At 60.4% G+C, this 13,814-nt stretch carries 16 protein-coding genes, 1 tRNA gene and 2 pseudogenes; 12 read left to right on the top strand and 7 right to left on the bottom strand.

Going from position 1 to position 13,814, the window contains the following annotated elements:
- Positions 1 to 82 precede the first annotated feature (82 nt).
- The 6 genes from AC5ZG1_RS36805 (at position 83) to AC5ZG1_RS36780 (ending at position 5,243) form a co-directional block, all read left to right on the top strand.
- The gene (locus AC5ZG1_RS36805) at positions 83 to 250 is read left to right on the top strand and encodes a hypothetical protein (protein WP_155255580.1); all 168 of its coding nucleotides are present in this window, start codon (positions 83 to 85) and stop codon (positions 248 to 250) included.
- 204 nt (positions 251 to 454) lie between these two features.
- Positions 455 to 1,165 carry a Crp/Fnr family transcriptional regulator gene (locus tag AC5ZG1_RS36800; RefSeq protein ID WP_130225679.1) on the top strand — a complete coding sequence of 237 codons (711 nt, stop codon included), beginning with the start codon at positions 455 to 457 and terminating at the stop codon, positions 1,163 to 1,165.
- 42 nt (positions 1,166 to 1,207) lie between these two features.
- A complete protein-coding gene (locus tag AC5ZG1_RS36795; RefSeq protein WP_456641567.1) occupies positions 1,208 to 1,474 on the top strand; it encodes a DUF6894 family protein in 267 nt (88 codons plus the stop codon).
- A gap of 796 nt (positions 1,475 to 2,270) precedes the next feature.
- On the top strand, positions 2,271 to 2,558 hold the full coding sequence (locus tag AC5ZG1_RS36790; protein ID WP_456641568.1) for a hypothetical protein: 288 nt from the start codon (positions 2,271 to 2,273) through the stop codon (positions 2,556 to 2,558).
- Between the two features lie 267 nt (positions 2,559 to 2,825).
- The gene (locus AC5ZG1_RS36785; protein WP_496135811.1) at positions 2,826 to 3,977 is read left to right on the top strand and encodes a fructose-1,6-bisphosphatase; all 1,152 of its coding nucleotides are present in this window, start codon (positions 2,826 to 2,828) and stop codon (positions 3,975 to 3,977) included.
- A gap of 78 nt (positions 3,978 to 4,055) precedes the next feature.
- Positions 4,056 to 5,243 (top strand): 6-phosphofructokinase, encoded by a 1,188-nt coding sequence (locus AC5ZG1_RS36780; protein WP_130225683.1) that lies wholly within the window; start codon positions 4,056 to 4,058, stop codon positions 5,241 to 5,243.
- 1,170 nt (positions 5,244 to 6,413) lie between these two features.
- Here AC5ZG1_RS36780 and AC5ZG1_RS36775 read toward each other — a convergent pair.
- Positions 6,414 to 6,764, bottom strand: coding sequence for a hypothetical protein (locus AC5ZG1_RS36775; protein ID WP_496135810.1), 351 nt, complete (start codon positions 6,762 to 6,764; stop codon positions 6,414 to 6,416).
- 1,282 nt (positions 6,765 to 8,046) lie between these two features.
- Between AC5ZG1_RS36775 and AC5ZG1_RS36770 the strand changes: the two genes are divergently transcribed.
- On the top strand, positions 8,047 to 8,268 hold the full coding sequence (locus AC5ZG1_RS36770; RefSeq protein WP_456641571.1) for a hypothetical protein: 222 nt from the start codon (positions 8,047 to 8,049) through the stop codon (positions 8,266 to 8,268).
- Between the two features lie 262 nt (positions 8,269 to 8,530).
- Positions 8,531 to 8,963: pseudogene (locus AC5ZG1_RS36765) on the top strand (VOC family protein); the annotation flags it as partial.
- 72 nt (positions 8,964 to 9,035) lie between these two features.
- On the opposite strand, the gene AC5ZG1_RS36760 reads toward AC5ZG1_RS36765, so the two are convergent.
- The 4 genes and pseudogenes from AC5ZG1_RS36760 to AC5ZG1_RS36745 form a co-directional block, all read right to left on the bottom strand.
- A complete protein-coding gene (locus AC5ZG1_RS36760) occupies positions 9,036 to 9,245 on the bottom strand; it encodes a PRC-barrel domain containing protein (RefSeq protein WP_130225686.1) in 210 nt (69 codons plus the stop codon).
- 45 nt (positions 9,246 to 9,290) lie between these two features.
- Positions 9,291 to 9,491, bottom strand: coding sequence for a hypothetical protein (locus AC5ZG1_RS36755; protein ID WP_496135809.1), 201 nt, complete (start codon positions 9,489 to 9,491; stop codon positions 9,291 to 9,293).
- Between the two features lie 354 nt (positions 9,492 to 9,845).
- Positions 9,846 to 10,260 (bottom strand): annotated as a pseudogene (locus AC5ZG1_RS36750) (hypothetical protein).
- A gap of 161 nt (positions 10,261 to 10,421) precedes the next feature.
- Positions 10,422 to 10,496: transfer RNA gene (locus AC5ZG1_RS36745), tRNA-Glu, on the bottom strand.
- A gap of 226 nt (positions 10,497 to 10,722) precedes the next feature.
- Here AC5ZG1_RS36745 and AC5ZG1_RS36740 point away from each other — a divergent pair.
- Together AC5ZG1_RS36740 and AC5ZG1_RS36735 are read left to right on the top strand one after the other, a co-directional pair.
- Positions 10,723 to 10,980, top strand: coding sequence for a PilZ domain-containing protein (locus tag AC5ZG1_RS36740; RefSeq protein WP_496135808.1), 258 nt, complete (start codon positions 10,723 to 10,725; stop codon positions 10,978 to 10,980).
- Between the two features lie 31 nt (positions 10,981 to 11,011).
- Positions 11,012 to 11,257, top strand: coding sequence for a porin (locus AC5ZG1_RS36735; protein ID WP_130225689.1), 246 nt, complete (start codon positions 11,012 to 11,014; stop codon positions 11,255 to 11,257).
- Positions 11,258 to 11,386: 129 nt separating this feature from the next.
- On the opposite strand, the gene AC5ZG1_RS36730 is transcribed toward AC5ZG1_RS36735, so the two are convergent.
- Positions 11,387 to 12,043, bottom strand: coding sequence for a glutathione S-transferase family protein (locus tag AC5ZG1_RS36730; RefSeq protein ID WP_496135807.1), 657 nt, complete (start codon positions 12,041 to 12,043; stop codon positions 11,387 to 11,389).
- A 312-nt stretch (positions 12,044 to 12,355) separates the two neighbouring features.
- The gene (locus AC5ZG1_RS36725; RefSeq protein ID WP_130225691.1) at positions 12,356 to 12,808 is read right to left on the bottom strand and encodes a VOC family protein; all 453 of its coding nucleotides are present in this window, start codon (positions 12,806 to 12,808) and stop codon (positions 12,356 to 12,358) included.
- A gap of 230 nt (positions 12,809 to 13,038) precedes the next feature.
- Here AC5ZG1_RS36725 and AC5ZG1_RS36720 point away from each other — a divergent pair, with 230 nt between their 5' ends.
- Positions 13,039 to 13,242, top strand: a complete 204-nt coding sequence (locus AC5ZG1_RS36720; RefSeq protein ID WP_130225692.1) for a hypothetical protein — start codon at positions 13,039 to 13,041, stop codon at positions 13,240 to 13,242.
- 124 nt (positions 13,243 to 13,366) lie between these two features.
- Positions 13,367 to 13,576: a hypothetical protein gene (locus AC5ZG1_RS36715; RefSeq protein ID WP_496135806.1), complete on the top strand. Its 210-nt coding sequence runs from the start codon at positions 13,367 to 13,369 to the stop codon at positions 13,574 to 13,576.
- The last annotated feature ends 238 nt before the right edge of the window (positions 13,577 to 13,814 follow it).

Here is a 13,814-nt window from a genome sequence, read left to right as displayed (position 1 = left end):
TGTAATCCTTGTCTCTCTGGTGTTGGCCGCACGTCGCGACCATATCTTGATCAGGTCCAATGAGCGGAATGGCGGAGGATCGATGGCCGACGCTATGGAACTGCGGAAACGAGCGGAAATGTTCGAGCGGCGCGCCGAGGAGGCGAAGGATCCGATCTCGCGGGCGCACTACCGCGAGATGGCGGCGCATTACCGAACACTGGCCGTCGAGCACCAGCCTGTCCGCAACGAGGAATCGGCCGATCATTAGGTGATCGCCCGCCTGGCAGCCTCAGCCTTCGAAACCGAAGCGTAGCGCGCGGGTTCGCGGCAGCGCAACCCGACCCAAGCAGGTCGAGAACAGGACTCGCTAACCCCGGCGAGGAGGGGTAGGCTTTTGGTCTTAGCGCTGAGGGGGCAAAAGTGCGACAGCTCTCGCGCCTTGTTGCAATTGCACCTGCCTTTGGTTTGGACAATGCCCAGCGAAATGATGATCCGCAGGCTGCGGGTCAATTCCAAATTGAGCGAGGATGATGTCTCGGCGCTCCGCTCCTTGCGTGTTCAGGTAAAGGAATTTCCGGAAGAGACAGTCGTCATTAGCGAAGGCGAACACGCGACGCACTGCTGCGTGATCCTGAGCGGGTTTGCCTATCGTGCCAAGGTGGCGGAGAACGGCAAGCGACAGATCCTGTCGTTCCACCCCGCAGGCGACTTGCCGGACCTGCAGGGGCTTTTCCTTGATCGCATGGACCATGATCTGGTGACGCTGTCGCGCGCTCGGGTCGGCTTCATCGAGCATCGTTCCATCCATCAGCTCATCGAGGCGCGGCCGTCGATCGCGCAGGCGCTCTGGCGTGAAACGCTGGTGGACGCGGCTGTCTTCAGGGAGTGGATCGTGAGCCTGGGCACGAGAACGGCCGCGGGACGCATGGCCCATCTCATTGCCGAACTCCGCCAGCGGCTGACCGCAATGGGGCTGGCCGCCGATGACGAGTTCGAATTTCCGATCACCCAATCGCGGCTGGCGGAGGCGCTGGGGCTAAGCGCTGTCCATGTCAACCGGGTTCTCCAGTCCTTTCGCGCGGAAGGCGTGCTCGACATTCAGAAGAACATGGTGAAGCTGAGCGACATCGAGAAGCTCGTGGAGATCGGAGGATTCAACGACACCTATCTGCATCAGCAATGAAGCTTTTGCGGAACGAGCGGGAGCGCCTCGCGTTGGCGCAAAATGCATACCTATCAGTTTCACATTGCCGGGCTCAGGCCTTTCCACGACGAGGAGGGCATGGAACTACCGGATGCCGAAACCGCCTGGGCGGAAGCGCTGCGGCTGGTGCGCGACATCGAGGGATCGCTGCAACCGAGTGAAAGCTGGTCTCTGGAGGTCGTCGAAGACGGCGCGACAATTTTCCGCATCAATCTCGCGACCGAAGACATGCGGATCCGGCGCAGCAGCCGTCCCGCCATGACGATGAAGCGCTCGAAAACGCTTTAGAGACCCGCTCCCGTACCGCTTGTGTTCAAAAGTGCACACACCGGGCGTTGTGCACGTCGTAGGATATGTGCTTAGAGGGTGCGATCTCCGGGAATCTGGAATCACATGGGTTATTTGCAAAGGCCCTGCCTCATGGGAAAAGCGAGCAGCATTTCGCAGCGGAGGCGTAGCCAATGCGACGACCATGCGGGCCTCTCATGTCGGAGGCACATTTTTATCTCAACACAACCAGCCTGTTCGATCTTCAGCGCGAAGTGACGGCGCTGTTTGCGCTTCGCAAACGCGTCGCGGATGCCGAGTTGGAAGCCACGCGTCGCGCACGCGAGGTCCGCGCCTCAGTCGAACGGCACGCCCCCTCCCGCGGCAGACGAAAGGCTCATTAATTTCCGGGACTACGCGGCGGTTCGCCAGCGAAGCCTTGCTGTGCCGAGCTTGCGAGGTGGCGACGTGTGAGATCGCTGCGGAGAGGGACATGCCTGCATCCGCTACAACCTGTCCGAGCGTCCACTACTGTGCGGACGGCGGGGGCAGCCGGTCACTTCCAGGCACGGGCCATCTGAGCAAAAGGCCGAGGATCGGCCGGCAATGCCTCCGGCGGAGGCGACGGCGTCGGTCGCGTGAGCAGCGAGACCAACCGTCAGCACACTGCAATCGTCCGTCAGGCAAGGGATTGCTGCGACCGGCTAGATGAATGGCGGCTGAACGAACGCGAGAGAAATCTCGCGTTCGTCTAACACAGGTAAGTGGACTCCATCGTCAGAGGAGGCAATGCTCCTTTTTCGGAAGGGAGGCGCCTATGGCTGTTTCGATCGAAGCTGGCTCGAAGAAAGATTTTCAAACTTTGATTGTCGACGTTGACAGGTTGGAACAGCAGAGAGCTGAACTGCTTGCACTTCGAGAAAAGGTGTCTATTGCGGAGCGTGCTACAGCTTCGTTGGCATCGCGTCCTCAGGAAAATCCCTCCAAAATTGGCTTACTGACACCGCGGCAATTGATCGGTCCTCAGGAAAAACATGATGCCCGACGGTTAGGTCGAACCGGTTTTTCGAGACGTCATAGCGGGTGCGATCGCTTCCGGCCTTGACGTGCGTCTGGCGCGGATGCTTTCCGCCGCGCATGAGATGAAAGACGACCTCGTGTGCCTGCAGTGCGGCGCCAGTCTGCAAAGCTTTCCGCGTTGGCAAGCTGTCTGCACCAAAAGGGCAGGGTCGCTCACTCAGTGCGGAGGTTGTTACGCTCCAGGCTGGAACCTAATTGCGACATAGACGTTCGCTTTCGCGAATGAGCAGCGCCGTCGCCCCGGCGCAGCAAGCGTCGTGGCCGAGGCGTTGAGCTGTGCTGCTGGGAGGGGATGCTCATGAGACTTACTCTTTCGGTCATCAAGGCTGACATTGGGTCCGTAGGCGGGCACACGAAACCGTCTTCCCGCATGATCGCAACTGTCGAGGGCGAAGTCGCCAAGGCGATCTGCAATGGGCTCTTGATCGATGCCTTCATCTGCCACACCGGCGATGACATCGCGATCATCATGACGCACACACGGGGCGAGGGGAGCTCCGAGGTCCATCAACTCGCCTGGAAGGCGTTTCTCGCCGCCACTTCGGTTGCCAAGACTGCCGGTCTCTACGGTGCCGGCCAGGATCTTCTCGCAGACGCACCTTCCGGAAACATTCGCGGTGCCGGCCCTGGCGTCGCCGAGCTCAGCTTCGACCACAGCCTCTCGGCTCCGAGACCGGCGGAATCATTCATGGTGTTTGCCGCCGACAAATGCGGCCCCGGCGCCTACAATTTGCCGCTCTACCTTGCCTTTGCTGATCCAATGTATTGCGCGGGGCTGATGCTACCCCCGATGATCAAGGGATTCCGTTTCCATATCATCGACATGGACAACACGGCCGGCGACAGCGTGATCGAACTCAACGCGCCCGCGGACAACTACCACATTGCTGCGCTGCTCCGCGACAACGAGCGTTTTGGCATTGATCGCATCGTTTCTCAAACCCATGGCGAGGTCGCCGCCGCAGTGTCGGCGCAGCGTCTTCACGCGATCGCAGGCAAGTACACCGGCAAGGATGATCCGGTCGCGATCATCAGGAACCAGGGAATTTTCCCGGCGCCCGAGGAAATCGTCTCGCCCTTCGCCAAGGCGCACTTCGTGGGTGGCGACGCGCGCGGCTCGCACGTGATGCCGCTCATGCCCGTGCCGCTTAATACCCCGGTGACTGGTATGTACTGCCTGCCGATCGTTTCCTGCGCAGGCTTTTCGATCGACAGGGAGGGCCGCTTTTCGGAGTCCTACACCGACTTCTTCGACAATCCGGCGTGGGACGAGGTGCGCCGGAGCGCACAGCGCAAGGCAATCGAGATGCGCAGCCAAGGCTGGTCCGGCGCTGCGATGCTGCCCTATTCCGAGCTGGAGTATGGCGGCTTCCGCGACACCGTGTCCGGATTGCTGAAGCGTTTTCGGCTGCGAGAGGAGCGCAAGCCGGAAGCGGCCGAGTAGGCTGCGCCAGGCGGCAGCAGTGGAAGCGTCGAGTTGCGGCGAGAGCGCATTTGCGAGTCCTGATCTTGGGAGGCGAGCGTGGCGAAAAAGCGCATCGGTGTTCTCACGGGCGGCGGCGACGTTCCCGGCCTCAACGCAATCATCAAGACGGTGACCTATCGCGGCAGCGAGGACGACATCGAAGTCGTCGGTCTCCGCCGCGGTTGGGAAGCCCTGACGCACCTGAACCTCGACGACCCCGCCAGCAAATCGCACTACCTCATTCCGCTCAGCCGTGAGAACACCCGCATCATCGACCGACGCGGCGGCACCGTGCTGCACTCGAGCCGCACCAATCCCTCCAAAATGAAAAAGCTCCCCGATCATCTCGTCGGCAGCGACCCTCCGGTCTCGGAGAGCACCAAGGGCGGGATCGCAACCAAGACCTGGGACCTCAGCGGCCAGGTGTTGGCGAACCTGTCGGCGCTCGGCATCGAACATTTGATCGCAATCGGCGGAGACGACACGCTCAGCTATGCGGACAAGCTGAACGGACTCGGCGTCAAGATCATCGCCATCCCGAAGACGATGGATAACGACGTCCGCAATACGGAGTACTGCATCGGCTTCTCGACGGCGATCACCCGCGCCAGCGATGCGATCCAGCGGCAGCGCACCACAGTCGGCTCGCACGAGCGCGTTGGCATTTTCCGCATCTTTGGCCGCGATGCCGGCTTTACGGCACTCTATACAGCATACGCGACCTCGATCCGATGCTTGATACCAGAGTACAAGGTCGATCTCGACAAGCTGATCCAGTTGCTGATCGAGGACAAGCGCGGCAACCCAAGCAACTATGCGCTGATCGTGTTGAGCGAAGGCGCGGAATGGGAGGGCTACAAAGCGCACGAATACGGCGAACCGGACGCCTACGGTCACCGCAAGAAGGCGAGCGTGGCCGAAGCGCTTGCCGACGAGATCAAGCGGCGCGCCGGCGAGGAGACCATCGTCTCCGATCTCACCTACGACCTGCGTTCGGGCGATCCTGACTTCATCGACAAGCTGGTCGCCCTGACTTTTGGAAACATGGCCTACGATGCTATCCTGGAAGGCAAGACCGGCCTCATGTCGGCGCTGGTCGAGGGCCGCTATGACCTCGTGCCGATCCCTGACGCCAGGCTCGGACCGCGCAAACTGGACGTCGCCAGCACATACAACACGCAGCGCTATCGTCCTCTCTATTCCAACAAGCGTGGGCTGCCGATCTTTCTCACCCGCGCCTCTTAGGGTGGCAGCAGAGAATGCTCGAGAACGCGGTATCCAGGATTTCGATCCGTCGTTGCTGGAACGATCATGGCCTTGATACAGCCGCGACCTCGATCACGAGGCCGCGATCTGCCGAACATGCATAGGCAGGCACGCCAGTTCCGACATCCACTTGCGAGGCGGATGCGCGCGCTGCGTACGCCGTCCTAGACGGGGGGCGCATTGAATTTGCTAACCCAAGGGAGAACGATCATGAAACTTGCGACGATAGCACTGGCTTCTGTGTTCGCGCTCTCAAGTACGTTCGCACTTGCATACACGAAGCATCATAAGTCAGGCGCCAGGACGCATTCCGGTAGCTACGCCCGGACGCAGCCCTCTATGAACTATAATGGGAGCAACTACGGCTGGAGCAACCCCGGTTGGAACAACTACGGTGGGAGCAGCTACGGTTGGAGCCGCGGTGCAGGCGGCGGCCCGAACAACCGGGGCGGATTGGTCGGCGGCGACGACTCCGGCACCTACAGACCGTAGGAAGTGAAGGCGCCGGCGCACGGCTGACCGGGTCGTCGGCGTTTGATCGCGGCAAGCTTCTGCTCGAGGCGATCGAGCAGCGGCGCATATTTTGATGATCTCGGCAGCTTATGGATATGCGCGGGCACGACAACATCGAGCACGCCGAGGTCTATTCGTGCGAGGTGGAACAGAGCCGGATGGCAGCCGCTGCGACGGAGGCGAGAGCGATAGAAGCGTCCTAGTCATGAAATCGCGCCACAGCAGTTGTGGCCGTAGTTTCCAATTTGAAAGGCGGTTACCCGGTGGCCGTTCCTCGTGTCCGAATTGCCACTCGACAATCTAAGCCGATTCCGTGAAAGCACGCTGCTCCTCATCGCGTCACCGATCGCAGTTTCTTGGCGCCGGCTCAGCGGGCGGTCGAGAGCAGGTCTGCCCAGGCTCTCGCGACCTTCTGCTCTCCCAAAGAGCCGAAATGGCAATCGTCGTACCGATCCAGATCACCAAGCAAGGCGTCTAAGTTAACTCCCCTTCTCAGATCAGCGCTGCCATCGGGAAGGCCCAACTGAGCGCGCGCCACCGGGTTTTCGGCAGAGTGGAAGCGTGTTCCTCCGTTGCTTGCTGATAAACACTTGGTCGCAATGGCAACGTATACCGGCGCACCGACGCCGTGAGATCTCAACGAGGTGACGCGGCCGCATAGCATTGTCCATCGAAGAAATTGACGACCCTCTCCCCGTGTTCCGAGCGGAACCGCTGCCCCGCGTGATTCCCGGCGTTGGACTGTCCGACTAGCAACAGCACGGCCGTACGTTCCGTCTGCTGCGGGCAGGCAATAGCTTTCTTTTGATCGCCGGATGCCAGCCGTCCCGCCTGGTCAAATGTGTAGCGGTCGGGAGCCGTCCGAGATTTCATCGCGTGAAGAACCGGAAAGGGAAAAAAGTCATGGCGACCGCTGTACGCTCCAAGCAGATACGTCGCGGTCAAGACAAGAATTGCCAACAAAAAGCTCGCGCGCGACATGTGCATTCGAACACCTGCGGACCTAGCCCCGCCGCGGTTGGTAAATTAGCGCAACCATTGAAGGCGCGAAACGGCACTTGCGAGAGGGCCATGACCCTCCACGAATGTGGATAGTCTTCGACCTGCACCTCATCTCTTGTGCCCATTCGATCCTGCGAGATTCCTGCAGGCCTCCGCAACGTCCTCATCGCTCAGCGGCTGGTGCACTCGCAGCCAAGTCGCCTTGAAAACTGCCTTGGCCCTCTCGAGGTCCGCACAGCTACCGCGATGGTCTGGCTGCTGCGGTACGTTCCTGTAGATACGCCGGATCGAGAAGCCATCCCAGATGACCACATGGTCGCCGCCGACTACGGTGGGCGGAGGAAGAGATCGGCGGGCGCGGTCGGCATGTCCGCTAAAGATCGTGGCTTGTTATCATTGGGCGCTTGCCCGAGGGAGCGGAGCCCTTCGCCCTTTCGAGCGCATCCAACCTTCTTCTGCGATCCAACCTGTCAAGCAGCCCAGCCTCGAACACCGTGCCGGAGACATCATAGTCGCCGCAGAAGCCGCAACAGATCGTCCGTCCATCGAACGTCGCAACGGTAATGTCTTGGGCCTCAGCCCCGCAAAGGGGGCAACTGATCGGTTTCAAATTGGCCATATTCCGCCTTCCGCGCATTTCTGCGAACATTCGGTTTATTGCAACCAACAAATTTAATAAACTAACATATTTAATTGTTAAATGTCATATTTAATTACACAGTTTGAATTGGTCAGAATGCAGGAGGTATCTGTGAAGGTTGTATCTGCGATTCCCGCTGCTTTTTTTGCCCTAGCTTTGATCATGACTGCCCCGCCTGCGAATGCCTGCAACGGCGGCGGGAATTGCGAGAACGCCCCCGGCCGAGACCCGCCCGGTCACCGCGTCGACGGAGCCCCTGGTCCAATCGCCGGCGCCGGTCTCCCGATGCTCGCTGTCGGCTATGGCGTCTATTGGTTGGTCAAGCGGCGGCGCAAGCATGCGTGAAGTTCTGAAGCTCAGCGCCATGCCGGCGACGGGGAGTGCCCGCGGCCGCTTGCACCGACATGTGTGACGGCCTCGTGTCATGTCCCGAGAGGAGCGGTCTCAGCATTGCCCCCAGCCGGGACCGCTCCTTTTCCATGCCGCTAGTCTGTCCAATGTACCGATTGATTGCCCGGAATAATGCGCGGATCGCTTCCTGATAGGTCGTGACACAATAGCGTCCGTAGTTCTTCGACCGTGTACAAGGTTCCTGTGCTTCCCCCGGCGGGGCTTGGGCGGTGAGAATTGGCCATCTATCGACTGTTGCAAAGCTCCGTCGTGGAGCCAGAAAAGTTCAGCCGCATCACAGCGGCTTATGAGCGCGCCTTGCAGACGCTAAACGTCAAAGATCGCGATGACCCTCTAACGGAAATGATCGCGAGGAACATCATCAAGATCGCGCAATCCGGCATCAAGGACCCCGCACAAATTTCGGCTCTGGCAATCAAAGAGCTCGAAATGCGATAGGTCTGCCGCTCGCATCTTCCATGTCTGGAACCGAAACCTTTGTAGCCCATGCGCATTGATGGGGGGCTTCGCCGGATGCGAGGTGATAATGAATCCTTTCTCAGCCGGCGATGTGTTCCTGACAGTTGCCATCACGTCGACCACGTTTTTAATCGGGTCGGCGTCTTCATCCTGATCGGAATGTTCTGATGGCAGCAAGGAAATTGTCGGCGCGTTTGTCGTATCGGTTTGCGGCCTAGGCGACACCTTCTAGATTGGCCACATGGCGCTCAAACGGATGGACAACGTAGGAATCCTCGTCGATGACCTCGGGGGGACGATTGATTTCTTTCGCGAGCTCGGGCTTCAGCTCGAAGGGCGAGCCACGAGCGAAGGAGAATGGGCCGGACGTGTCACTGGACTGGGCGATCAGCGCGTCGAGATCGCCATGATGCGCACGCCGGACGGCCTCGGCCGGCTCGAGCTATCCCGCTTCCTCACGCCGCCTCCCGCTGCGGATCACCGTAACGCCGGTTAACGCTCTAGGCTACCTCCGCGTCATGTTCGCCGTGGACGACGTCGACGAGACGCTTGAAAGGCTCCGCAATCGCGGCGCGCAGCTTATGGGCGAAGTCGTTCAGTATAAAGATGCGTATCGGCTCTACTACATCCGCGGGCCCGAAGGGCTTCTCATCGGGCTCGCCGAAGAACTCAGCCGAGCGCAATGCGAGGACAATGACGAAGGCGACAATGTCAGCGAGCGCGTCCCACAAAGGGCCGTTGTTAGACTAGTCTTCCGGGAATTTGATGGTTGAGACGGGCCATTTCCCATCATGGCCTTTGATGGAAATCCGCAGCCCGTGCAACTCATCTAACCAAACGTTCTCGACCTCGCCGGCCTTTCCGTTCGTGAGGACGACGGCGATGCCGATCAGTTCGGATTGTGCCTCACCGAATTCATTCAAAATTTTTGATGCACGAAGCTTAACCGATGGCATTGCTGGCCCCGTTCCGCCGAGTCGTTGGTGCTGCCCCAACGCAGCTTAACGGCCCGGCTTGCCCCAATGCTCGGCGGCTGGAATGATCGATGGTGCCCGATCTTCCAATTGTCTGAGCCGGTTGATTTGCGTTCTGACGCTCGGTGGCAATTCAGGCTCTGGTTTTAGCAACGTACGCAATCTCTCGCCGATCTCTCGAACAATGGCGCGGCTGTGTTTGTGGTCGAGGTCGATGGGGTTGCGCATGGCGAAGCTCGGCATAAGAAAACCAACAAAAACCCGGCACCAACTAGCCCTCCGCTAGCGAGTACCGCTGGCAATTCCGAATGGAACCGGAGACCGCCGCTTTTGGCTATCCTGCGCGAGCGCTTGTTCTGAAACAGCGGGTCTTTGTGACCTTTGGCTATCCGCGATATGCGCCGTGTAGTTTAACGGCGAGTGGCGGTCTCACACCTTCTAAAATCGTGACGCGAGCGTTCGTTCCCAATTTCTTCTCGCAGTAATTCGGCCGAGCGGTGCCATTCTCACGACGTGGCCAACAGAAAGGGAGCTTGAGAGTCCACTCTTGCCAACCGGGTGACCATAGGACTTTCCGATCGTTCAGCGTTCACCCGGCCAGCAGGTCGACGGCGGATCCTGCGCGGATATCTTCGTCGGCCGCAGCGCCGCGAGGTGGCTGCGCTTGTAGGGATAGCCTCGCTCCTCGGAGCACAGCTTGCAGCGCATGTAGCGCTCAAGCTCATGGATCGGCGTCGTCTTCGGCCGGCGCACGATATCGAGGGCGACCGTCTGGTGCGTCTCGCAGCCGAGACACTTCACCTCGAGATAGGTGTAGCCGGCGTTGAGTGCGTCGCCGAGGGCGGGCGAAGGCTGCGCCGGGCCCTGGAACGCCAGCATGCGCTTGTTCCAGGCTTCACAGGCGAGCCGATTCGGCGCGCTGGCGTGCTTCGGCGGCCTGCTCAGCGGCGGCGCGCACGGACGCGCCGAAGATGGTCTCGCGTGACTTGGTGCCCATCAGCTGAAAGTGAGCTTCGCGGCTACCGGCGGCAAGCCGCTAGCGCTTGCGGTGTGACGTGCTGAGCAGACTAGGAACTGGAGCCGCGCTTCCGAGACCGGGGGTCGCGGCTAACCGCCTTGGCTAACCTGTCCGGCTATCTCTTTGATTTTATTGGCTTTTGGCGCTCCCTAGCGGAATCGAACCGCTCTCTCCACCGTGAAAGGGTGGCGTCCTGACCGATAGACGAAGGGAGCAAAACAATCGGCAAATCAATGCGTCAGCCGCGGGATATGCCAGATCGGCCGCCGACGGTTACTGGCGGCGACGGAGCGAACGTATAGTGGTGATTGGATGGGGGGGCAAGCCGCAGGACGGCCCTTTTTGCAGCCATCCCCGGATCGATCAGCACAGGCGCCGATACCCGAAAAACCGCGGGTGTTTCGCAACGCTTTGTAAAGCCTGGTGCCGTAGGCGTCGGCCATGGCGTTCGGCCGCAAGAAGCGCGAGGCGCGCAAATCGATGCACCAGCCCGGGTGGATCACGCTGGAGGGCGGGTTCGCCGCGCGGCCCTGCGTGGTGCAGGACATGTCGTCCACCGGCGCCAAGATCACGATCGACGATCCCAACACGCTGCCTGGAAAATTGCGCCTGGCGTTCTCGCGCGACACCCGCACCGGACGGCCCTGCGAGGTGGTGTGGCGCCGCGGCAGGACGGTGGGCGTCAAGTTCGTGAGCTAGCAGTTCCCGCCTTCGCGCGTTAAAAGGCCCGATGCGAAAGACGCTGATCCTCGTCCTCGCGCTGCTGCCGGCAATCGCACTCGCGGAGCAGCCTCATCGAACCAAGTCCGGCAAAGCAACGGCTTCCGCAAAGCCGCTCCCGCTGAAGAGAGGCGCACGGCCCAATGCGTGCGCAGAATACGGCGCGGGCTTCGTCAGGATCGAGGGTTCCGACACCTGCATCAAGATCGGCGGCGCCATCGACATTGGCGGTGGCGTGTCGATCGGCGGGCGTTAGAGCTTCGGTTCTGATTGAATCGAAAACGAAGCTCTAGATTCTTTGTTTGTTTTCTTCACGCGAACCGGTGCCCACCCTCGGATCAAGTCCGAGGGCATGCTTCGCTCGAAAACGCTCTGTGAAATCAGCTCACGACAACGGCGGCGCCAGGAACTGGACGAAGCCCGGGCGTGCGGAAATCTCGGCAAACCAGCGCTCCAGATTGGACAGGCTCGGCTTGGTGATGCCCTCGACGCCGAACCAGCGCCGTGCAAAGGCACCGATCGCGATGTCGGCGATGGTGAACCCGTCGCCGTCGATGAAGCGCCGGCTCGCCAACTGCGCATCGGCAATCTGCCACACCTCGGCTTCGGCATCGGCGTCCTTCTGGATCGCGGCCATGTCGCGCTTTTCCGGCGGCGTGCGCACCAGCGCCCAGAACACCGGACGGTCGACCGGCTGCAGCGTCGATAGCGTCCAGTCGAGCCAGCGATCGACGCTGGCGCGCTGGCGCGGCGCGGCCGGATAGATCGGTGAGCCCTCGCCATAGGCGAGGCAGAGATAGCGCATGATCGAATTGGATTCCCACAGCGTGTAGCTGCCGTCGACCAGCGTCGGCACGCGGCCGTTGGGGTTCATTGCGAGATAGTCCGGCTGGTCGTTCTTGCCGAACTCCATGCCGGCATCGATGCGGTGATAGGGCAGCTCGAGCTCGCTGAGGCACCACAGCACTTTCTTCACGTTGACCGAGTTGGCCCGGCCCCAAACCGTGAGTTGATATTTTTCCGCCACGCGTCTTTCTCCCATGCCTTCTTGCGTTGACGGCGGAATAGCAGAAAGCGCGATCCCGATCATCCCGCACCAACAAAAAATCAGGCCCGCTGAGCGGCACCTGATTTTGTTGGGTTGGGTGGGCTGCGTGCGATCAGTGTCCGAAGAACAGCCACAACAGGATGATCACCGGGATTGGCACGCCAAGCAGCCACAGCAAGAGTCCTCTTGCCATCGTTTCCTCCTCCATTCGTATCGGTGAGGAAACGCGCGATCCACACGCTCGTTCCGTTATGGATCGCAGCGCTCATGCTGTGACCTGACGTGCGCGCAGTGTTTGCGCGAGGGCTACCAGTGGCCGGTGTTCGGCATCGACAGCCACGGCTCGGCCGGGGGCTTCGGATCGCCCTTCTGCAGCAGCTCGATCGAGTGCAGATCCGGCGAGCGCACGAACGCCATGTTGCCGTCGCGCGGCGGGCGGTTGATGGTGATGCCGAGCTTCATCAGCCGATCGCAGGTCGCGTAGATGTCGTCGACCTCGTAGGCGAGATGGCCGAAATGGCGGTCCTCGCCGTATTTCTCCTCGTCCCAGTTATAGGTGAGCTCGACCAGCGGCGCGCCGCGCGTGCTCGGCAGCTTCTTCAACTGGTCGACATCCTCGGGCGCACACAGGAACACCAGCGTGAAGCGACCCTTCTCGTTGTCGATCCGGCGCACTTCCTTCAGCCCCAGCGCGTCCTGGTAGAATTTCATCGCGATGTCGAGATTGCGCACGCGCAGCATGGTGTGGAGATAACGCATGGTGTTGGCTCCCTCTGGGTTTGTAGCGTCTGGTTTGGGCGGTTCGCGAGACCAAGGTGTGATGATTAATCATCCCGCTCGATCTTTTTGCTTGAGAATGACCCTTTCGGAAAAACGGCATCCAATTTTCCGGATCACGCCCTAGATATCAGAAAAGGCTGTGAAGGGCAGGGTGTCGAACGGGCTCCCGTGTAACAAAGTGGAAGCACTGGCTGTGCCAAGGTGAGGCCATGGATGGCGTTGTCCCGTATCTGTTCGAACTGGTCGCTGGGTTGATGGGGCGTGCCCTGGATTGGACGGGGCGTCGATTGGGCCGCATGCCTGACCGGGACTTCTCGCAGGTGACCACGCTGCAGAAGATCGGCCGCCTCACGCTCTGTTTCGCCATTCTCGTCGGACTCGGTGGTCCCCTGATCTGGTGGGTATTTGGATAGCGAGGCGGGCAAGCGATCTCCGCCCGAATTCATTGAAACCCGCAACGACACATGGTCGTGAGTCTCGGGCTTGTGAGTGGCAGGCAACAGCGCTCCGACTATCTTGCCGCGCGGGGAGGACGCTATGCCATACAGTCCTGAACTCATCGAGACCATGCGGGCCGCGCTGGAAGCGGTCATGGCGAAAATTCCCGCCGATCAATCGGTGTTTGGCGTCAAGGCGGCGGTGGCCGAACGTATTCTGAAGGCGGCAGCTCACGGCCAAACGTCCTTCGATGGCCTCGTCGCGTCAGCGTCTGACCAGGTGCAGACGATCATCGCGACGCTGTCGTGAGCGGCGCCGGTGAATTGCCCAAGAGTCAGAACAAGTCCGAAAAAGAAAACCCCGCGCGTGGGGGCACGGGGCTTTCGGGCTGACGGTCTGGGGATTCAGGGCGCGAGCCGCCAGCTTCAGTCGATAACTTAAGGTTGAATTTTCAAAAAGCAACAGCGCCGCCTAGGCTGTGTGGACTCTTGGGATTCTCAAATCAGACGGAACGTGATTCAAGGCTTTCTTTTAGGAGGAAGCCTTG

The organism is Bradyrhizobium sp. Leo78 (assembly GCF_059512425.1).
The sequence above is the reverse complement of the archived record's forward strand: the minus strand, read 5'-3'. Positions and strand labels throughout refer to the sequence as shown.